This window comes from Natronobacterium gregoryi SP2 (assembly GCF_000230715.2).
GTDB classification, from domain to species: Archaea; Halobacteriota; Halobacteria; order Halobacteriales; family Natrialbaceae; genus Natronobacterium; species Natronobacterium gregoryi.
Genome location: NC_019792.1, coordinates 1,139,982 through 1,160,982, shown reverse-complemented (window position 1 = coordinate 1,160,982; position 21,001 = coordinate 1,139,982). Strand labels below are relative to the sequence as shown.

The 21,001-nt window shown below is 62.0% G+C and carries 15 protein-coding genes, 2 tRNA genes and 1 pseudogene; 7 read left to right on the top strand and 11 right to left on the bottom strand.

Going from position 1 to position 21,001, the window contains the following annotated elements:
* Window positions 1-120: 120 nt before the first annotated feature.
* On the bottom strand, window positions 121-1,092 hold the full coding sequence (locus NATGR_RS05715) for a bile acid:sodium symporter family protein (protein ID WP_005577962.1): 972 nt from the start codon (window positions 1,090-1,092) through the stop codon (window positions 121-123).
* 217 nt (window positions 1,093-1,309) lie between these two features.
* Here NATGR_RS05715 and NATGR_RS05710 point away from each other — a divergent pair, with 217 nt between their 5' ends.
* Entirely contained in the window at window positions 1,310-2,428 is a 1,119-nt protein-coding gene (locus NATGR_RS05710) for a hypothetical protein (protein ID WP_005577960.1), read from the top strand.
* 311 nt (window positions 2,429-2,739) lie between these two features.
* Window positions 2,740-3,195 carry a phosphate-starvation-inducible PsiE family protein gene (locus tag NATGR_RS05705; protein ID WP_005577958.1) on the top strand — a complete coding sequence of 152 codons (456 nt, stop codon included), beginning with the start codon at window positions 2,740-2,742 and terminating at the stop codon, window positions 3,193-3,195.
* Window positions 3,196-3,322: 127 nt separating this feature from the next.
* On the opposite strand, the gene NATGR_RS05700 is transcribed toward NATGR_RS05705, so the two are convergent.
* The 5 genes and pseudogenes from NATGR_RS05700 to NATGR_RS05680 all read right to left on the bottom strand — a co-directional run bounded on the left by NATGR_RS05700 (window position 3,323) and on the right by NATGR_RS05680 (window position 7,562).
* Window positions 3,323-3,406 (bottom strand) — tRNA-Leu (locus tag NATGR_RS05700).
* A 169-nt stretch (window positions 3,407-3,575) separates the two neighbouring features.
* Window positions 3,576-4,883, bottom strand: a pseudogene (locus NATGR_RS05695) (RNA-guided endonuclease InsQ/TnpB family protein).
* A 178-nt stretch (window positions 4,884-5,061) separates the two neighbouring features.
* Window positions 5,062-6,048, bottom strand: a complete 987-nt coding sequence (locus NATGR_RS05690; protein ID WP_005577956.1) for an oxidoreductase — start codon at window positions 6,046-6,048, stop codon at window positions 5,062-5,064.
* 43 nt (window positions 6,049-6,091) lie between these two features.
* Window positions 6,092-6,736, bottom strand: coding sequence for a peptidylprolyl isomerase (locus NATGR_RS05685; RefSeq protein ID WP_280513710.1), 645 nt, complete (start codon window positions 6,734-6,736; stop codon window positions 6,092-6,094).
* Window positions 6,737-7,046: 310 nt separating this feature from the next.
* On the bottom strand, window positions 7,047-7,562 hold the full coding sequence (locus NATGR_RS05680) for a peptidylprolyl isomerase (protein WP_015233374.1): 516 nt from the start codon (window positions 7,560-7,562) through the stop codon (window positions 7,047-7,049).
* Window positions 7,563-7,669: 107 nt separating this feature from the next.
* Between NATGR_RS05680 and NATGR_RS05675 the strand changes: the two genes are divergently transcribed.
* Window positions 7,670-8,641 carry a succinylglutamate desuccinylase/aspartoacylase family protein gene (locus NATGR_RS05675; RefSeq protein WP_005577952.1) on the top strand — a complete coding sequence of 324 codons (972 nt, stop codon included), beginning with the start codon at window positions 7,670-7,672 and terminating at the stop codon, window positions 8,639-8,641.
* Here NATGR_RS05675 and NATGR_RS05670 read toward each other — a convergent pair whose 3' ends face one another.
* Window positions 8,642-9,403 carry an SDR family NAD(P)-dependent oxidoreductase gene (locus NATGR_RS05670; RefSeq protein ID WP_049887850.1) on the bottom strand — a complete coding sequence of 254 codons (762 nt, stop codon included), beginning with the start codon at window positions 9,401-9,403 and terminating at the stop codon, window positions 8,642-8,644. It abuts the gene before it with no gap.
* A 357-nt stretch (window positions 9,404-9,760) separates the two neighbouring features.
* Here NATGR_RS05670 and NATGR_RS05665 point away from each other — a divergent pair, with 357 nt between their 5' ends.
* Window positions 9,761-10,753, top strand: coding sequence for a transposase (locus NATGR_RS05665; RefSeq protein WP_015233235.1), 993 nt, complete (start codon window positions 9,761-9,763; stop codon window positions 10,751-10,753).
* Window positions 10,754-10,773: 20 nt separating this feature from the next.
* Here the strand turns inward: NATGR_RS05665 and NATGR_RS05660 are convergent, their stop codons facing one another.
* Window positions 10,774-11,157 (bottom strand): hypothetical protein, encoded by a 384-nt coding sequence (locus NATGR_RS05660; protein WP_074929739.1) that lies wholly within the window; start codon window positions 11,155-11,157, stop codon window positions 10,774-10,776.
* A 202-nt stretch (window positions 11,158-11,359) separates the two neighbouring features.
* Between NATGR_RS05660 and NATGR_RS05655 the strand changes: the two genes are divergently transcribed.
* Entirely contained in the window at window positions 11,360-13,336 is a 1,977-nt protein-coding gene (locus tag NATGR_RS05655) for an archaea-specific SMC-related protein (RefSeq protein WP_005580629.1), read from the top strand.
* Window positions 13,337-13,514: 178 nt separating this feature from the next.
* Here the strand turns inward: NATGR_RS05655 and NATGR_RS05650 are convergent, their stop codons facing one another.
* Window positions 13,515-14,678 carry an acyl-CoA dehydrogenase family protein gene (locus NATGR_RS05650; protein WP_005580630.1) on the bottom strand — a complete coding sequence of 388 codons (1,164 nt, stop codon included), beginning with the start codon at window positions 14,676-14,678 and terminating at the stop codon, window positions 13,515-13,517.
* Window positions 14,679-14,815: 137 nt separating this feature from the next.
* On the opposite strand from NATGR_RS05650, the gene NATGR_RS05645 reads away from it, so the two are divergent.
* Window positions 14,816-17,884, top strand: a complete 3,069-nt coding sequence (locus NATGR_RS05645; protein ID WP_005580632.1) for an FAD-binding and (Fe-S)-binding domain-containing protein — start codon at window positions 14,816-14,818, stop codon at window positions 17,882-17,884.
* A gap of 460 nt (window positions 17,885-18,344) precedes the next feature.
* On the opposite strand, the gene NATGR_RS05640 is transcribed toward NATGR_RS05645, so the two are convergent.
* A tRNA-Ile gene (locus NATGR_RS05640) sits at window positions 18,345-18,418 on the bottom strand.
* A gap of 75 nt (window positions 18,419-18,493) precedes the next feature.
* The gene (locus tag NATGR_RS05635; protein ID WP_005580633.1) at window positions 18,494-19,159 is read right to left on the bottom strand and encodes an FxsA family protein; all 666 of its coding nucleotides are present in this window, start codon (window positions 19,157-19,159) and stop codon (window positions 18,494-18,496) included.
* 185 nt (window positions 19,160-19,344) lie between these two features.
* On the opposite strand from NATGR_RS05635, the gene NATGR_RS05630 reads away from it, so the two are divergent.
* Entirely contained in the window at window positions 19,345-20,988 is a 1,644-nt protein-coding gene (locus NATGR_RS05630; RefSeq protein WP_005580634.1) for a DUF255 domain-containing protein, read from the top strand.
* Window positions 20,989-21,001: the final 13 nt, after the last annotated feature.

Sequence of the window (21,001 nt, the reverse complement as noted above, 5' to 3'; positions counted from 1 at the left end):
TTATTTGCGGCCTCGAGAGCGATGGAACAGCTACTACTGCTCGGATCGACGACTGTGGGGTCGAACTGCTCTATCGGGTCTGTGGTCCGGTTCGGCTCGGCGGTCGGCGGTTAGGAGGGACTAGTCAGAGTGAATGGCCGGTTCGTAGTCGTCGATCGGGTCCTCGTCGTTCCAGGTGAACGCTGTCGCGAGTTCCGGGCCGGTCACGTTGTGCCAGACGCTAAAGAGCGCGGGAATCAAGGCAGCGATCGGATCGAAAAACGCGACGGCGAGCGCGACGCCGAGACCGCTGTTCTGGAGTCCGACCTCGAACGCACAGGCTCGGGCACGGTCTTTTGCCATGCCGGTCAGGTAGCTGACACCATAGCCGGCACCGAGTCCGAGGCCGTTGTGCAAGACGACCGCGAGGAAGACGACGGCGCTCGCGGTGAGGATCTCTTCGACGTCGAGGCCGACGACTGCGGCGACGATGGCGACGATGGCGATCACGCTGATCGCGGGGAAGATCGACAGGCCCACTTTTGCCGCAGTCGGTGCGTACTCGTCTAACAGCAGTCGCAGTCCCAGTCCGGCGACGACGGGTATCAGGACGATCAAAACGATCTCCTGGGTCATCTTGGCGAACGTGACGGTGATTTGTTCACCGGCCAGCAAGACGATCCAGACTGGCATCACGAGCGGCGCAGCGATCGTCGTCACGGACGTGATCGTCACCGAGAGCGCGATGTCACCGCGACCGAGATAGGTCATCACGTTCGAGGCAGTTCCACCGGGTGCTGCGCCGACGAGAACCAGTCCGACGCCGATCTCCCAGGGGAGACCGAGCGTGACGACGAGGACGTACGCGAGTACCGGCATGACCACCCACTGAGCGAGCGCGCCAACGAGAACGTCTCGTGGCCGTTCCGCAATCCGGCGGAAGTCGTCGGGCGTAAGCGTCACTCCCATTCCGAGCATGACGACGCCGAGAAGCACGGAAATGTAGTCGCCGATCGGTATGAACGTCTCCGGCGTGTGAAGTGCGACCGCGGCGACGATCACAACCCAGACGACGACGTACTTGCTCGTCACGTTTCCAACCCGTTCCAGCACGCCGATCTTGCTCGTTCTCTCCCACCAGTCATACAGTTTGCTGTCAGTTATTTCCGGTGCAACCGCGAGCCCGCCTGCGGTCGCGCCGGTAACTCGGGACAGCAGTCCGTAGCAGTGGTACGATCCGTCTCCACTCCCAGCAATTGAGCTACCCACCGCTGAACAGTAGTTGCTGAAGTAGCCAAGCGACGATTGTCGTTGCGGTCGTTGTCTCGATATGGTCGAGACAACTGAGGCAACGCAGGTGACTCGTGCAGCGTCGTCGATGCGGTTTCCAGAACTTGAGTTCGGGATCGCTGCGAACGGCACCTATCCGAGCGAGGACTTCCAGCAAGTTCTCGCTCGGATCGCATTCGACAATGAATTCGCCAATACTGGTGCGAAAGCCTATCAGCTCGCCCGTGGCGACGATATCGCCAGTGATGCAACTGCTCGAAATCCACTCGCACGAGCGCTGCTCTACCATCTACGTGGACTCGACGCGGACGCGGTCGACGATCAGTTCGACCGCGTCCGCGACGCAATCCTCGACGAAGCCACTCGCAACCGCGTGTTTACCAGGCCAGTAGATGTCGCAATCGACGTTCACGACTGGCTTTATTACGGGGACGAAGAGACTCCTCACGTCTGTACAACGAATCCCGCGCAGGGCACCGATCGCGCGTACAAGTTCGCTACCGTCTGTATTGTCGATCCGAGCATCCGATTCACGCTCGGATCGGTAGCCCTGGAAGGCAGCGATACCGACGAGTTGGCGGATGCACTCCGCCAACTCGTCTCAGACATCCGCGAGTATGTCGAAATCAACCGCCTTTATCTCGATCGTGGCTTCTATCGTGTTCACCTCGCCCTAGCGCTCGAAGAGCTCGACGCTGAGTTCCTCATGCGTGCGCCACAAACACGAAAGGGACAGCAATTTATCGATGACCACGACAGCGACACGTCCATCGCAGAGTACAAGATGGCTCGGTCGAATCCGCCGACGGGCCGGACGACAGTCCGGCTCATCGTCGTTCCGTATCGAACACGAAATGACCACCACTTCTGTCTGGTTACCAACCACGATCTCGACGTCGGCACTGACGTCGAAATCGCTCGGCCACTGGCTGAAGCAGATCGCCGTCGGCGGGGAATCGAAACGTCCTATCGCAAGATTACGGAGTTTCTCCCGAGAACGTCGTCACCGACGTTCTCAGTACGGCTCTTTTACTTCCTGTTCGCCGTCGCGCTGTACAATCTGTGGGTGTTGACGAACCTGCTCGTGACGTCCCGACCGCCCTGTTTCGCGCGTTTCTCGGGCAAATACCGTACGGGTAGCGGTTATCTCGACGACTGACTCGAGCTGAGCAGCCCGAGTCAGTACGCCCCTCAGTACTGGTAAGACTGGAAGAACAACGGCTGAGGAAACGATTCGACAGCTGTTACGCTCTCTGGACAGCACTGAGAACGGTTTCACGAAGCCGGAGTTGAGAACAAAACATCAACAGTCGTATCTTTCCTGATCGAATCAGCAACCACTGTAAAGCCGTGGGTTTTCTCCCGCCCTTTGGATAAGAGACCGTCGTACAGACTGTTGGCCGCCCACAAAGCGTTTCATCTACCGGGTACGCTTTGAGATAGGCGAGTGGCAAAGGGGGTCGTCAATTCATGGGCGGAAAGCGATTAGAGTCGGTGCTCGAGCAAACCAGAGGGTTCGTTCACTGGATCGAACTCATCGCAGCAGGAGTCTTTGCTGTCCTCTTTGCAATCGGCGTCGCGGACTTGATTCTGCTGATTTTGCAGTCTATTCGAACAGGTGAGATAACCGATCCGGAAGTCGTAATCGAGTTTATCGACGTTGGACTGTTGCTTTTGATCATCGTCGAAGTCTATCAGACAGTTCTCGCGTACATCGAAGAAACCGAAACCAGACGAATCGTACAACTCGTCATCTACGTTGGCATCATCGCGATGGTTCGGAAGATCATTACGTTCCGGACCGAAGAGTACGCGACACCGGAAGACGCGTTGTTCGCTGCAGGGGCCTACGTGCTCGCGATATTCTCACTCGTCGCGCTGTTGTGGGTCTGCGATTGGGAGAGCGACGACAGGAAACCAGTGTGACTGGCTCGGCGTAACAGCGGGCCGTCTCACTGATCCGGTCTCCTGTCCGTCAGTTCCTGCGCACCCGCGACCCGAAGCGAGCACACCGGCAGATCGGGACAGCAATCCGTACGAGTTCGAGTCGACATGCGAGGGCTGGGATTTGAACCCAGGGACCCCTACGGGAGCGGGTCTTAAGCCCACCGCCGTTGGCCTGCTTGGCTACCCTCGCACAGAAAGCACTCGTCAGTTGCTCCCCGGTCGGCATGTGCGTTTCGGTGTCGGCTCGCTGTCGTCCCCGACCGGGTTAGGGGAGTCGATGGCGGCACAGCCACAGGGTGACATCCTCCGCGCCCTGAAGGACGCGGCTTCCCGTACCGCAGGGTGGGATATTTGCTGGTCTACGATACGACCTGTTCTCTCGTGGTGAACGTCCCGCTCTCGCGGTCGAACAGGTGTACCGATGGCTGTGTCGTTCGAAAGGCGCTCGCGCCTTTCGTGATGACGAGAGACCTTAAGATCTCTCGAACCACCACACAGCCGTTACTCCTATCCTCGCCGTGAGGACTCGGAGTTATCTTCTGGCGCATATTCTCCGCCCCGTTACAATCTGCGTTGGCTACCAACTCACACGACGAGCAGACGTACAGGCCACGTTCGACACGGTTCGACGTCGTATCGTCACCACACCGTGAACACGTCTTCGAGGTGTTCCACTCGTTCTCTTTCAGCACCTCGACGCCACGAACCTTCCCTTTGTATTCGAGGTACTGGTAGAGACGGTCAAACGCCCACGAGTGCAACTTCTTGTTCCCCGTTTTGCCCCAGTCTGAGTTCCGCACGTCTTCAGGCCAGCTCACCGCGAGCGTGCCAACACCACGTTCGACACACTCGGTGATGATGGTGTCCGTGAGAACGTGGTAGAAGTGGGTTTCACGCTCTGCGAGTTTCTTGCGTGCCCACATCGACGTCTCTGATGGGCCGTTCTCACCCTCAGTCTCGTACGCTGCTCGGGTGAAGTAGTGTTTGGCTTCTTTGAGCGAGTTCCCGGGGTAGAGGACGTATTCGTCGGGGAATGCGACCGTGGCGATGTTCGTGATGCCAAGATCGATTCCAGCAACGCCGCCTGCGGCGTCGTTGGTTTCGAGTTCGACTTTACAGACGAAGTGCAGTTCCCACTCGTCACCGTTCCAGACAGCGCGAACGTTCTGTACCTTGTTGACTTCCGAGAGATCAATGTTGGGACGAGTCTGGTACTCACAGAGGATGAAGTCCGACCAGTGTTCTTTGAGGTTCGAGCCTTTCGAGAGACGAACGCGGTTGTTCTTTGGGTCGTGTTTGAACCCGTCTGCTTTGAACGTGACTGTGCTCTTGGGCCGGGTGTCGCCGTGTTTGCGGTAGCCGGGCGGATTCGCCTTGTCGTCTGTCTGTCGCAGATCGAACCACGACTGGAACGCGTCAGAAAGTTCTTCGATGACTTTCTGACTGGATTGTGCATTCAGGTCTTTCCAGCACGACTGGTTCTTCATGTACGCTTTCAGCGTCCTTTCGTCCGGGATTTCGCCTGTTGCGTTCCAGATACGGTCGGCTGTCCAGCGTGCGACGTTTCAGATTTTCGAGGCGGAGTCTCCGAGCGAGTCGAGGCCATCGCGGACTTGTTGTTGGTTCTGGAGAGAGCCAACGTAGGTACGAGTGACCTCGATCGCCATATATCGCCTATGTAGATAATCCGACTTAATGGTGTGGATGATCGTGGAATATCCAGCCAGCCACCGACAGTGGATTGTGTCGTTCAGCGACGCGATTCACGCCCATCGTAAACGGTGGGATTCTCTCGCTGTTCAAAGATAGGTCGCGGCTACGCCAGCACGTCGAGACAGGGGCTTATCAGTCGATCGGCTCGAGCGTCGACGTTTCGTCGTCGTGGTCGGACTCTGGCGGGCGTGGCAGACCGTAGCTGACGCCGGTCAGTTCGACGGAGCGTTCCCAGAGTCGACGAGCAGTCTCACCGTCGTAGGATGCCGTCGAGGAGGACTGGCGTTCGGGTGGGCCACGCAGAGCCATGAGACCGCCGGGGCCGTAGTACGCGCCGCCTTCGACGTCCGGTGCAGTCACAGCGTACAGCGTCGGCAGTGCGCCGTCTTCGGGTGACTGGGCGACGGCGGCGTTGGCGAGCCGTCGCGTTGCAGTCCGAAGCCACGACCCTCGCCCCTCGATACCGCGAAACTGGAGGCTGGTGTCGGCATACCCCGGATGGACAGCGACGCTCAGGGCGTTCTCGTCGCCCGTCCGGAACCGCCGCTCGAGTTCGTAGGCAAACAACACGTTGGCGAGTTTCGACCGGCTGTAGGCGTCCCACCTGTCGTAGGACGCCTCGCCGTGGAGGTCGTCGAAGTCGATCTCGCCGCGTTCGTGCAACGCACTCGAGACCGTGACGACTCGCGCTGGCTCCTCGCCGTCGGTTGCCAGTCGCTCGAGGAGCAGGCCGGTGAGTGCGAAGTGACCGAGGTGGTTGACGCCGAACTGGGTCTCGAACCCGTCTTCGGTCGTCCGGCGTGGGATCGCCATCGTTCCGGCGTTGTTGACGAGGGCGTCGATCGCAAGTCCTGTTTCGAGGAGTCGGTCGGCAAACGCCCGGATCGACTCGAGACTGGCGAGGTCACACTCCTCGATTCGAAGGTCTGCGTCGGGAACGTCCCCGCGAACGTCGCGAGCAGCCGCCTTGCCACGCTCTCGATCTCGACAGGCCATGACGACCGTCGCGTCCTCGCGTGCGAGCTCCCGGGTCGTCTCGAGGCCGATGCCGCTGTTTGCGCCGGTGACGACGACCGTGTGGCCTGCCAGTTCGGGGACGTCGTCGGCTGTCCAGCCCATAGCTATCGTATAGGCTCCGTCAGTAAACGTTGCACGCCAAACCCTACTCGGCGTGGACGCTCACGGACTCGAGCAAGACGTCTTCGATCGGCCGGTCGTTCTCGTCGGTCTCGACGGCACCGATCGCGTGAACGACGTCCATCCCGTCGGTCACTTTGCCGAAGACGGTGTGGCGGCCGTCGAGGTGTGGCTGGGCGTCGAGCGTGATGAAAAACTGCGAGCCGTTGGTGTCGGGCCCCGAGTTGGCCATCGAGAGGATGCCCTCGTCGTCGTGGCGCAGGTCGTCGTGGAACTCGTCGTCGAACTGGTAGCCAGGACCGCCACGGCCCGTGCCAGTTGGGTCGCCAGTCTGGAGCATAAAGTCTGCAATGATTCGGTGGAAGAGGACGTCGTCGTACAGCGGTTCACCCTCGATCTCGTCGCTCGTCTCGGGATCGGTCCAGGTCTTCTCGCCGGTTGCAAGACCGACGAAGTTCTCGACGGTCCGTGGTGCGTGTTCGTCGTAGAGTTCGACGTCGATGTCACCCTCGCTCGTGTGTAGCGTCGCAGCGAGCGAGTCGACCCGCGGTTTCTCGTCGGTCGGCCCGGATGGGGAATCCTCGTCGGTCGCGTCGTCAGAACCGCTCTCGCCGTCGGTCGAGCAACCAGCGAGAACAGTACTAAATCCCGCCGCAGCGAGTGTGAGGATCGTTCGTCGAGGCGAAAGTGCCGGTTCCGGAGACATTGTCGGTCGAACCGAATCGGCCGTCACTCGAGACCGTTTCGATTCGGTTCCGTTAGCGGGTGCTTCGAGAACGACGCTCGACTGCGCCGGAAAACAGCGACAGGACCGTCGCAGGCGGTCTACTGTCTGTCACTGCTGTCGAATCCGCGATTCGAAACGGACACACCCAGAGATCGGGACAGCGAGCCGTCTCGTACGGTTTGCTGTCAGTCAGTGCCGGCGCGACCGTAGGCGTGCTCGCGGTCGCGCCGGTAGATCGGGACAGCAGTCCGTCTCAGTCGTGGATTGTGACCGACTCGAGGAGGATATCTTGGGCCGGTCTGTCGTTGCCGTCGGTTTTTGCGGAGCCGATCTCGCGGACGACGTCCATCCCGTCGGTCACTTTGCCGAAGACGGCGTGGCGGCCGTCGAGGTGTGGCTGGGCGTCGAGCGTGATGAAAAACTGCGAGCCGTTGGTGTCGGGCCCCGAGTTGGCCATCGAGAGGATGCCCTCGTCGTCGTGGCACAAGTCGTCGTGGAACTCGTCGTCGAACTGGTAGCCGGGACCGCCACGGCCCGTGCCAGTTGGGTCGCCGGTCTGGATCATGAAGTCCGCGATGATTCGGTGGAAGAGGACGTCGTCGTACAGCGGTTCACCCTCGACCTTCTCATCCGTCTCGGGGTCGGTCCAGGTCCGTTCGCCAGTCGCGAGACCGACGAAGTTCTCGACGGTCCGTGGTGCGCGTTCGTCGTAGAGTTCGACGTCGATGTCACCCTCGCTCGTGTGCAGGGTCGCAGTAAGGTCTCCCATACCGTCGCTGACGACAGCAGGGGTGAAAACCGTGGTGGTCTCGCCATCGAGACGATACCAGCGACCGCGACCGCAGGTACAAACGGTCGGGACGAAAACCCACCGGCATGGACGGAACCCACACGGCCGAACCAGTAACGCTCGCACGCCTCCCTTCGGGCGTCGACGTGACGACGACCGTACACACCTACTGCGGGAGCGACGACGGCCAGCCGATTCTCTACGTGCAAGCTGCCCAGCACGGCCGCGAAATAAACGGCACCGAAGTGCTGCGGCGGTTTCACGACCGCCTGCCACTCGAGTCGCTTTCGGGAACTGTCGTCGCGGTTCCGGTGGCGAACCCGCTAACTTTCGACCGCGTCTCCTACACGACTCCCGAAGTGCTCGACAGCGTCAACGCGAACATGAATCGAGTCTGGCCGGGCGACGCCGACGGGACGCTCCATCAACGGATGGCCGAGACGCTCTGGGAGTACGCGAGCACGGGCGACGCTATCGTCGACCTTCACACCGGCAGCCCGGATATGCTCCCACACGTCGTCTTCCGCGAGGACGACGCCCACTCGCGCGAACTCGCGGAAGCGTACGGCACCGACCTCCTGATCGCCGAGCAGGCAGCCGACGACGCCTCCGAGGAGTGGCACCGACGCGGGTTCGCCGGCAAACTCCGTGTCGTAGCCGCCGAAAACGGTATTCCGTCGATCACGCCCGAACTCGCACACAACAAACAGATCCTCGAGGGGGCTGTCGAACTGGGCGTCGAGGGGCTGTTGAACGTCCTGCGACACCTCGATATGCTACCGGGCGAACCGCCAGCGGAGACGCCGCCAGTCGCGCAAAACCACCTCGGTCGAGTCACCGCGGACGACTCCGGACTCTTCCGACCGAATCCATCGATCGAGGTCGGGAGCCGCGTCGAGGCCGGGCAGCGACTCGGCACGGTCTACGACCCGGCGACGTACGAGTCGCTTCAGGCAGTCACTGCCGGTCGCGATGGAACTCTGTACGCGCTCACCCGAGAAGCGACCGTGATCGCGGGCGACAAACTGGCGAACGTCGGACTGCTCGTCGAAGAGTGATTAGCAGGTCGAGAACCCACCGTCGACGATCAGGCCGTGGCCGCTGACGAACGACGCCTCGTCACTCGCCAGAAACAGGATGGCGGTTGCGATTTCTGCCGGTTCTGCGAGTCGTTGCAGCGGATACTCGGCGGCCATCTCCTCGCGAGCACGTTCTGGGTCGTCTCGCTGGGCGAGATACTGCTCGAGCAACTGTGTGTCGGTAAAGCCCGGACAGACCGTGTTCGCCCGAACGCCGTACGGGCCCGCTTCGGCGGCGATCGCTCGAGTCAGGTTCAACACCCCACCCTTGGCCATCGAGTACGCCGCCTGCTTGGGGAGTCCGAGAACGCTCGCCAGCGAGCCGACGTTGACGATCGAGCCGTGGCCCTGTTCTTTCATGTGAGGCAAGGCGGCGTGACAGCCGTTCCAGACGCCCTTGACGTTTACGTCGATGACGAAATCGCGAAGCGAGTCGTCGAGTTCCTCGAGGCTGGCACTGGGATGACCGGTGCCGGCGTTGTTGATCAGTACGTCTAGCCCGTAGCTGTCGGCGACTTCGTCGACGACCGCGTGGAACTGGTCGCTGTCGGTGACGTCGAGGTCGTAAAAGACCGCCTCGCTGCCATCTTCGTTAATGTCGTCCGCAACGTCTCGCCCACCGTCGCTGTCGATATCCGTGACGACGACGCGAGCACCTTCTTCGGCGCACAACTCGGCAGTTTCCCTTCCGATTCCCGATGCCGCACCCGTGACAACAACTGTCTCGTTCTCGAGTCGCATGCCAGAAGTGTCGGTCGGGACGTACATAAATACGTTCACCAAACCGGCGGTTGCTATAAATTTGTTATTGTCTATCCGTGTATTCCAAAACAATGGTGTTTGTTTGGCGGTTGCTAGCTGCCAACGTCACATGCAGACTGATACGGACTGCTGTACTGATTTACCAGCGCGACCGCGAGCCCGCCTGCGGTCGCGCCGGAACTGATTCACAGCAAACCGTATGATACGGACTACTGTAACGATTTACCGGCGCAACCGCCGCCCGGGTCGCGGTTGTGCCGAAAATGACTTACAGTAAACCGTGAGGGTGTCATAGAACGAGTAGCACACTAAAGAGCAGGGTGAACGCTGAGGTGGATGAGTTCAGCGACCCTGCAAGATGACCCTTCGGTAGACTCGTTTTTCAATGTCGTGGAGACCGAGACGCTAGCGCTGTTCGAGCACCTTTCCTTCGAGTTTCTCGAAGAGTTCGACGTGTTCGCCCCGGCGGAGACGGGGCGAACACGAGACCACGAACCTCCAGAGCTGATGCGTGGCTTTCTCCACTGCTACTACAAGGACATCTACGGCATTCGCCCCGTTGAACGAGAGCTACGGAATACAGTTGTCTGGCTGAGCTGTGGGTTCGATCGACCGCCGTCGAGAGACGCGGTCGATCGCTTCCTCACCGATCTCGAACACGTCGTTGACGAGGTTTTCGACCACCTCGTCGAGCAGGCCGCCTTGCGGGGCCTGCTCGACTTGACCTACTCCATTGATTCAACTGACGTGAGGGCGATGCCTGCCGATCAAGACGCGTCGAAGTGCTACGATCCAACCAACGACGAGTACTACCACGGCTACGGCTGTACAATCGTCTCGACCGGGCAAAAGATCCCGATTGCGGCGGAGTTCACAGAGAGTAAACAAGCGACAGAGGAGACGGCGATGCGCGTCACCCGTGACGCGCTCGCCGTCGCCAAGCCGATTTGGATGGTCGGTGACAGTGCCTACGACACGCTGGACTGGCACGACCACCTGCTGGCTGCAGGGGTCGTGCCAGTCGCCCCGTACAACGCGCGAAACACCGACGACCCGAAAGATATCGAGTATAGGGTCGAAGACCGTATCGAACAACACAGCGAGGACGTTCAGTTGAAGCAGTCCACGTTGGATGAGACGTACAACCGCCGTACTGGAGTCGAACGAACCAACGAATCAGTGAAGGACTGCGGCCTCGGGCGAACGCACGCCCGAGGCCGCGTTCACGCACGATCGCAGGTGTTCCTCGCTCTGTGCCTTCGTCTCGTCATCGCAATTACCAACTACGAACGTGGAGACAATCCGGGAAGCACCGTGATCACGGTGTGAGAACTCTTCTATGACACCCTTTAAACCGTATGAAGCGTCGACCGCCAGATGGTCTCGTCGTCCGGGCGTTCCGGAACGACCTGATAGTCGAGCAACTCGTCGTCGTGCACGACGACGACCAGGATGTCGCCCTCCTCGACGTCGACCTCGTCGGCCGCAACGACGAGCTGGTCGACTACCTGTCCGTCCTCTTCCAGCAGCATCACGACGTGTTGTCCGTCGACGATTCGGTCGACTGTCGCGACGTATTTCTGGGCGTCCGGCGGGCAGTCACCCATCCGGATCGGTTCGTCGGCGGGTAGGGTCGAGCGAGACGTCGCGGTACCCGTCGCTCCGAATCCGCCGACGAAGGCTGTGATACCCCGAAGTACGGTTCGTCGTGACGTTCGACTGTAAGACGCCATACCCCGGTTGGCCGCGGGATCACAGTTAAACCTGAGAGCGAGCGCGAGCGTGAGTCTCGTCCGATCGACGAACCGCGATTCACTCGAGCGCGAAACGCCACCCTGTGAATGGGTGGACTTTCGCCGCACTACTGCCGTAACCCTCGTATTACCGTGACAGGACACCAAAGGTTTACCACGTCCCTAGGGAGTTATTCTAGCAATGTCAACACCGGAGTCTGTTACTCGGGAGGCACGGTTACACGCCCGTAACGTCGGCGGGATCGACGAGACGACCGTCGAGCTCGAGTCGGGCGTCACCGTTCTTGCCGGCCGAAACGCGACGAACCGTACGTCGCTGTTGCAGGCGTTTATGGCTGCTCTCGGCGGCGAGTACGCGTCACTAAAAGCCGACGCCGAAGAGGGGTCCGTCGAACTCGAACTCGACGACGAAACCTACCGTCGGACGCTCCGTCGCAGCGGCGGGCGAACCGTCATGGGCGGTGAACCCTACTTGGAGGCCGCCGAACTCGCCGATCTCTTTGCCTTTCTGCTCGAGGCCAACCCCGCTCGTCGCGCGGTTACGACCGGCGGCGAACTTCGTGAGATCATGCTTCGGCCGGTCGACACCGACGAGATCGAGGCCGATATCACACGCCTCACCGCCGAGAAAGACCAGATAAACGAGAAACTCGGCCGACTCGAGTCGCTACAGGGCGAGCTTCCACAGCTAGAGCACAAACGCAGCGATCTCGAGGAACGAATCGAAGCGAAACGTGACGAACTCGAGGCGGCGAAGGCAGCGATAGAGGACGCAGAGACCAACGTCGAACGCCAGCGAGACGACCGGAGCGAACTCGAGGAAAAACTCTCGGAACTTCGGGAGCGGCGATCGGAACTCGAAGACGTCCGGTTTGACCTCGAGACCGAACGCGAGAGTCTGGCTGCACTTCGGAACGAACGCGAGGAACTCGAGGCCGAACGCGAGGAGATTCCGGACGTGGAGTCACTCGATCGGGAGGCAGTCGACGGGCGGATCGACGAGCTCCAGCAACAGTCACAGGAAGTCGACAGCGTCGTCAGCCAACTCCGGAGCATCGTCCAGTTCAACGAGGAGATGCTCGAGGGGTCACATCCCGAGATCCGCGAGGTACTCGCCGACGAAGCGAGCGGAGGCACGGTAACCGACCAGCTTCTCGCGACGGAGGAGACGGTCAGGTGCTGGACCTGTGGGACCGAGGTCCAGCGAGCCGACATCGAGCAGACTCTCGATCGGTTGCGGTCGTTTCAGGAACGAAAGCTCTCCGAGCGCGACGAACTGGAAGAAGAGATTCGATCGCTTCGGTCCGATCGCCGTGAACTCGAGCAGACTCGCCAGAAACGCGAACGGATTCAGCGCCGTCTTGCCGACATCACCAGCGAAATAGACCGCCGCGAGACGCGTCTCGAGGAACTGACCGAACGCCGAGACGAACTCGGTGCCGAGATCGAACGACTCGAAGACGAAGCCGCCGAACTCGAAGACGAAAGTGAATCCGACGACGAGGACGACGGGGAAGACGAGAGCCTCCTAGACCTCAATCGACGCGCGAACGAACTCGAGTTTTCGCTGGGACGACTCGAGCGCGATCTGGAGACGACGATCGAGGAAATCGACGAGATCGAGTCCGAACTCGAGGAGCGAGAACGACTCGAGACGCGACGCGACGAGATCCGTGAGCAACTCGAAGAGTTACGCACTCGCATCGAGCGGATCGAGCGAGAGGCCGTCGAGTCGTTCAACGAACACATGGACGCCGTTCTCGAGGTCCTCGAGTACGACAACATCGATCGAATCTGGATCGAACGCGTCAGCGAGACGGTTCGCGAGGGACGGCGCACGGTCGAACAGACGACGTTCGACCTCCACATCGTCCGCAGCACCGAGGACGGCCGGACCTACGAGGACACTATCGACCACCTGAGCGAGAGCGAACGCGAGGTCACCGGGCTGATATTCGCGCTCGCAGGCTACCTCGTCCACGAAGTCTACGATGAGGTGCCGTTCATGCTGCTGGATTCGCTCGAGGCGCTCGACTCGAACCGCATCGCCGCGATCGTCGAGTACTTCGAGGAGTACACCGACTTCCTCGTCGTCGCCTTGCTTCCGGAAGACGCCGAGGCGATCGACGACCGTCACGATCGTATTACGGAGATCTAGTCCTGTTTCAGGCGGTTTGCTGTCACGGTTTACCGGTGCAACCGCAAGACAGAGCTCGGTTGCACCGTCAATGACTTACAGCAATCCGTATCAGGTGTCGACTGCTGTGACGACCCGGCCGACACGACCGGGTTCGGCAAGCAGTGCAGGGTGGCTCGCCACTGGGTGCAGGAGGCGGTCAGTGGTAGGCCGGGATACCGGTCAGTTCCTCGCCGAGGACAAGCGTGTGGATGTCGTGAGTCCCTTCGTAAGTGTAGACCGTCTCCATGTTAGCCATGTGACGCATCGGCGAGTAATCGGTCGTGATTCCGTTGCCGCCGAGCATTTCTCGAGCGACTTTCGTCTGCTCACGGGCCATCCGGACGTTGTTGCGTTTGGCCATCGAAACGTGCTGTGGCTGCATGTCGTCGCGTTCTTTGAGTTCCGCCAGTCGGTACGCGAGCAACTGGGCGAGCGTGATCTGGGTCGCCATCTCGGCGAGTTTCTCCTGTTGGAGCTGGAAGCGACCGATCGGGCCGCCGAACTGCTCGCGATCCTGGGCGTACTGGCGTGCCTCCTCGAAAGCATCCCGGGCCGCACCGACGGCACCCCACGCGATGCCGTAGCGGGCCTGCGTGAGACAGGACAGTGGCCCCTTCATCCCAGAGACGCCCGGTAAGACGTTCTCTTCGGGGACGTAAACGTCGTTCAGTCCAATCTCGCCCGTGATCGAGGCACGCAGCGAGAGCTTCTCGGTGATCTTGTTGGTCGTGACCCCGTCACGGTCGGTCTCGACCAGGAATCCGCGCACTGGCTCCCCCTCCGTCGAGCGGTCGCGGGCCCAGACGACGGCGACGTCAGCGATCGGTGAGTTCGTGATCCAGGTCTTCGAGCCGGTGAGCACGTAGCCGTCGTCGTGCTCCGTGGCGTACGTCTCCATCCCAGAGGGATTCGAGCCGTGCTCGGGTTCTGTCAGGCCAAAACAGCCGACCGCTTCACCCTCACCGAGTTTCGGCAACCACTCCGTTTTCTGTTCCTCACTGCCGTAGGCGTGAATCGGGTACATTACTAGCGCACCCTGGACCGACGCCATCGACCGCAGCCCCGAATCGCCAGCTTCGAGTTCTTGCATCAGGAGTCCGTAGGCCGTCTCGGAGACGTTCGGCGAGCCGTATCCCTCGAGGTTCGGCGCGTAGAAGCCGAGGTCACCCATCTTCGGAACGAGCTCTGTCGGGAAGGTTCCCGCTTCGAAGTGATCGCCGATCGCAGGTCTGACGTGTTCGTCGACGAACTCTCGAGTGGTATCACGGATCAGCCGCTCTTCCTGGTCGAGATCCGCCTCGAGTTGCACGAAATCCAGCATACCTGAACGTACGGCAACAGCACAATAGCTATTGGGGTGACACACGGCGTATGACTGCCAGCGGGCAACCGAGAGACTCGAGGCAGGTAACTGACGCGAAGCCGACGGTTTAAGTCACCGAGCAGCAAGGGACGGATATGTCCCTCGAGTCGAGCGCCGATCCGGCGACGGACCGGCGTGCGAGCTACGACTACCGGAGCGACGACATCGACCGGCCGGCGCTGGTCGCCGACCTCGAGACGCTCGTCGACTGTGACGTCCGTGCAGACTCGTACTCCCGGCAGCTGTACGCGACTGACGCGAGCATCTACGAGTTGACGCCGATCGCCGTCGTCTTCCCGGAGTCGACCGACGACGTAGCCGCCGTTCTCGAGTACTGTTCCGAGCGGCGAATTCCCGTCCTCCCCCGTGGCGGCGGGACCAGCCTGGCCGGTCAGGCGGTCAACCGGGCCGTTGTACTGGATTTTATCCGGCAGATGAACGAGATTCTGGCGATCGATCCCGACGAGGGGGCCGCGACCGTCCAGGCCGGGACAGTCATCGAGACACTTAACGAGGCGCTTGCCAGCCACGACCTGAAGTTTGCGCCCGACCCCGCCTGGGGTGACAAGAGTGCCATCGGCGGTGCGATCGGAAACAACTCGACTGGCGCACACTCACTGCAGTACGGCAAGACCGACGCCTACGTCGAATCCGCGGAGGTCGTCCTTGCGGACGGCACCGTCACCGAGTTCGGTGAGGTGACACTCGAAGAGGTCGACGACCGCGCCGACTCCGACGGCGATCTCGAGGGACGGATCTACGCCGCGGTGCGACGCGTCGTCGACGAAAAAGGTGACCTGGTCGACGAGACCTATCCCGACCGCAAGCGCAACGTCTCCGGCTACAATCTGGATCGACTCGTCGCCGAGGCTCGAGGGGACGCTCTTCCAGGTGGCGAAGAAACCGGCGACCCCGGGACCGTCAACCTCGCGCGCCTGCTGGCGGGCAGCGAGGGAACGCTCGCGGTCGTCACCGAGGTGACCGTCTCGCTCACGCCGGTGCCCGAAACGAAAGCCGTCTCCCTGCTGTGTTACCGAGACCTCCACGACGCGATGGAAGACGTCGCGCCGATCCTCGAGCACGATCCCGCGGCCGTCGAGGTCCTAGACGGCGTGTTGCTCGACCTCGCCTGCGACACTGCGGAGTTCGCTTCCGTCACCGAGCGCCTCCCCGACCGAACGAACGCCGTCCTCCTCGTCGAGTTCTACGCCGAAGACGGAGACCACGGCCGCGAGCAGGTCGCAGGCCTGCTTGCGGATCGGTGCCCGGACGCAACCGCAGCGGGCGAACCAGCAGACGACGCGCCCGTTCTCGAGGCAGGCGAGCGTGCAATCGACGGGCTCGAGGCGTACGACGACGCCGAACGCGCGAAACTGTGGAAACTGCGGAAGTCGGGGCTGCCAATCTTGCTCTCGCGGACGACCGACGAGAAACACGTCTCGTTCATCGAGGACACTGCCGTCCCACCCGAGAACCTCCCGACGTTCGTCGAGCGATTCGAAGCGATACTCGACGATCACGACACGTACGCCAGCTTCTACGCCCACGCGGGTCCCGGCGTCCTCCACGTCCGGCCCCTGATAAACACGAAAACCGAGGCGGGACTCGAGCAACTGCACGGCATCGCAGACGACGTGACCGACCTCGTGGTCGAGTTAGATGGGGCAGTCTCGGGCGAACACGGCGACGGCCGGGCCCGCACCCAGTGGAATCGCAAACGGTACGGCGAGGAGCTCTGGGAGACGTTTCAGGACGTAAAGACTGCGTTCGACCCCGACTGGATTCTCAACCCCGGCCAGATCGTCTTCCGCGAACAGAACCCGACAGACCTACGGGAGAACCTCCGGTTCGACCCCGAGTACGAGTTCGACGCCGGCTTCGAGCCGACACTCGAGTGGAACAACGACAACGGGTTTCAGGGAATGGTCGAACTCTGTCACGGCTGTGGTGGCTGTCGCGGCGAACAGTCGACGACCGGCGGCGTGATGTGTCCGACCTACCGGGCCAGCAAAGAAGAGAGTACGTCCACCCGCGGCCGGGCCAACGCCTTGCGTCAGGCGATGAGTGGCGACCTCGAGCCCGGAGAAGCGTTCACGGACGAGTTCGTCGAAGAGGTGATGGAGCTCTGTATCGGCTGTAAGGGCTGTGCCATCGACTGTCCGAGCGAGGTCGACATGGCGAAGCTCAAAGCCGAGGTGACCCACGAGTACGTCGAGCGAAACGGCACGACGCTCCGGGATCGATTGTTCGCGAACGTCCACGCGCTCTCGAGACTCGGGAGTCGCTTCGCACCGCTGTCGAACGTCTTGCCTCGAGTGCCCGGCGCTCGCTGGCTGCTCGAGGCAACGCTGGGAATCGATTCCAGCCGGCCGTTGCCGACCTTCTACGGGGAGACGTTCCGCGATTGGTTCGACGAACGCGGTGGCGCGACAGTCCCCGAAACTGCGGCCGAACGGAAGGCAATCGTCTATCCCGACACCTACACCAACTACAGCAATCCAGATGCCGGCAAAGCCACCGTACGGGTACTCGAAGCCGCAGGCGTCCACGTCACCGTCCCCGACGAACTGGGCGATACGGGCCGGCCGGCGTTCTCGAAGGGGTTTCTCGAGCAGGCCCGCGAGACGGCGGTCGGGAACGTCGAACACCTCGCGCCGCAAGTCACGAACGGCTGGGACGTGGTCGTCGTCGAACCCTCCGACGCAGTCATGCTCCAGTCGGACTACCTCGACCTGCTCGACGACGACGCAGTCGAGGCGCTCGCAGCCAGCACGTATGGGGCCTGCGAGTACGTCGACACGTTCCAGTTGGACGAGTCGATCACGTTCGACGTGGTCGACGAGGACCTGACCTATCACGGTCACTGCCACCAGAAGGCGACGGCGAAAGACCACCACGCCGTCGGCGTCCTCCGGCGGGCGGGCTATGCGGTCGAGTCGCTCGACTCGGGCTGTTGTGGCATGGCCGGCTCCTTCGGCTACGAGGCCGAGCACGGCTCGATGAGTGACGCCATCGCGAGCATCCTCTACGACCAGGTCGCAAACAGCGACGGCGACCGCGTCGTCGCCCCGGGTGCCTCCTGTCGCACCCAACTCGAGAACCGGCCGGGAGGCGAGAACCCACCGACGCCGATCGAAGTCGCCGCCGAGGCACTCGAGGAGTGATCGGCTCGGCGTACACAGTCCACTCGTACTAGTACCGTCCCAACCGTCGACTGACGGGTCGAATCGAGCCACACCGCCAGATTCGACCTATCAGTTCAGGCTTGGCCCGCCACTAGTGCTTTGGCAAGCCTGAACGGATGAGTGAAACCGAATGCAGTCGTCTGGTTTCACTCAGCAGTCGACGCTTGGCGGAGTACTAGTGAAACCATTCGACACGCGTAGACGGTGCGTCGGCTCGTCTTCTCAACTCAGGAATTCGTTCGTCGGAAGCGTAGTGGACCGGCTCGCGCTCCACGTTCGGGGGCACGGAACTGTTCGCCCCAGGAGTATGGGTCGGCTCGGATGTGAACCGAAGGAAGACATCCCTGCTCGCTTCGCTGTTCGGGCTGTGACTTCCGGGGTTCAAATCCAGGCCACGTTACGGGCTCCCGACTCACGGAGTTGTTCGTCGGAAAATTAGTGGGCCGGCTCGGATTTGAACCGAGAACCTCCACCTTATCAGAGTGGCGCTCAACCTAATTGAGCTACCGGCCCGCGCTGTCTCGCTGCAGTCTGTAGTTACCGGGTCGTATGTTTAAACGTTTCTTTCCGCAGACGCCGTGCGAATCGCTACCGGGAGGGCGGATCGTCCCGGTCCTCGGACTCACTCGAGTCGTCCTCGAAGTCGATCGACGTGCCGTTCGCGGTGCCACCGGTGCCCGACTGGGGGTCGGCGTCCGTGCTGGCACTCGAGCCCGTATCGACCGTGTACGCGTCGGTGCCGAGGTCGTACGTGGCACCGGACGATCGACTCTCGCCGCCCTGTGGACCGCCGGTACCGCCGAAGCCGACGCTCCCGCCTTCCTCGTCGTCCGGGAAGCCGTACGTCCAGACGGTACCGCTCGCGAAGCCGCCAGTCTTCTCGTCCAGTTGTGGAACGATTACGTATCGTTTGAGCCCCGCACGGAGCGGAATCCGCGTCAGCGGGATCACCAGTAGGAAGCCGATGAGGTCGGTCACCAACCCTGGGGTGAGCAGAAAGGCACCGGAAGCGATCAGCAGACCGCCGTCGAGTAGTTCGTTCGTCGGGGGGTCGCCCTTGGCCAGCGAGCGTTGCATCTTGCGGATCGTCCGCCGGCCTTCCGCACGGACGAGGAGCATCCCGACGAGCCCGGTCAGGACGACCAAAAGCACCATCCCGACCCAGCTGATGACGCCGGTCTGGCTGACGACGACCGCCAGCAAGACGGCGTCGAGAAACGGGATGAGCAACAACGCGAAGATCCACCGGAGCATGCCCTGATGTAGCCGACCGAGAGTGAAAACCCTTTACTCTCGCCCCCTCCGAGCGGTATCGACCTCGCCGCGACGTTTCCCGCGAGCGGGCCGACGGCCGGTCGCACCCAGCCCCCTCGAGGCTGCCAGTACCCGAAACCGAACGCGAACGAAGAGCTTACCCACGCGACGGACCAGGATCGAGTATGGACGACACGACGCGCGTCGAGTGGCGCGAGTGGGGACAGGACGCTTTCGACGAGGCGTCGGCGGCCGATATCCCGGTGTTGCTCTCGCTGACTGCGACGTGGTGCGATCACTGCCACGAGATGGACGAAGAGACCTACGCGGAACCGCGCATCGCGGCGAACGTCAACGACAGTTTCGTCCCGGTACGGGTCGACGTGGACCGCTATCCCCGCGTCCGCGACCGGTACAACATGGGCGGGTTCCCGTCGACCGTCTTCCTCGCCCCCGACGGGAAGGTGCTCACGGGCGCGGGCTACCTCGGTCCCGACGGGATGCGACAGGTGCTGGACAGCGTCCGAACCATGTGGCAGACGAAAGGGAGCGGTGCCGCCCGCGTCCCCCGACCGCTTCGAGAGGACAACCCGCCAGCGGGCCAGCTCACGACCGACGTCGAGTCCGCCATGCTCGGCCAGTTGACCGAAACCTACGACGACGTCGCCGGTGGCTGGGGCGACGGCCCGAAGTTCCCCTTGCCCGACGCCCTCGAGTTCGCGCTCAAACGCGACCGGGAGATGGCGCTGCGGTCGTTCGACGCGGTGAGTGCAAACCTGCTCGACGAGTACGACGGCGGCTTCTACCGGTTCGCGACGGATCGAGACTGGTCGGGACTCCAGTACGAGAAGCTGCTGGACTCGAACGGCGCACTCGTACGCGCGTTCGCGAATGCCTACCTGCTTACCGGCAGTGACGAATACCGCGAGCCGGCCGAACGGACGATCGAGTTCCTGACGACGACGCTGTGGAACGGCGATGTCGACGCTTTCGCCAACAGCCAGGCGCCAGGCGAGGCAGCGGCTCACGGCATCGACGCGACCGACCGCGAGGTCGCGGACGATCCGCCGGTCGACGACGGCGTCTTTGCCGGGCCAAACGCGCTGGCGATCGACGGACTACTTACCTACTACGCGTACACGGACGACGAACGCACACGCCGATACGCCGAGCGTGCACTCGAGACGCTACGCGAGGACCTCGTCTCCGACGGCGTCGTCACACACGCCCACGAGACCACGGACTCGAGTGACGCGCTCGAGCCGCTGTTAACGAATCAGGCTCGCGCGCTGACTGCGCTGACGACGGCTGCGAGTACGCTCGACCCCGACGTTCTCGCGGACGCGACGGCGGTCGCGGACGCGACGATCGACCGACTCCGCGACGAGGACTCGTTCCTCGACGGACCCGAAGAGGGTGTCGGCCTCGTCGAACGACCGCTCCGGCCGCTGGATGCGAACGTCGCCCTCGCAGACGCCTTCGTCGATCTCACGGCGCTGACCGGCGACGACGAGTATCGGGAGTACGCACGCGAGACGCTCGAGGCCTTCGCGGGCGCGAGCGATCGATTCAGCGTCCAGATCGCACGATACGCGACGGCAGTCTCCCGGCTGCTCGAGGGACCACTCGTCGTTCGCGTCGCGGCCGAGCCCGGGTCGGATCTCCACCGCGCGGCGCTCCGGATGGCAGACCACGAGAAGGTCGTCGTCCCCGGTGTGACCGACGGCCTCGAGACGGGGACGGCACGCGTCGAACGCGGCGACGAAGTCTCCACGGCAGCCGAAACTCCCGAAGAGTTGGGCAATCGTATCCAGTCCGTTCTGAAGTAGAAATACGGCCTGA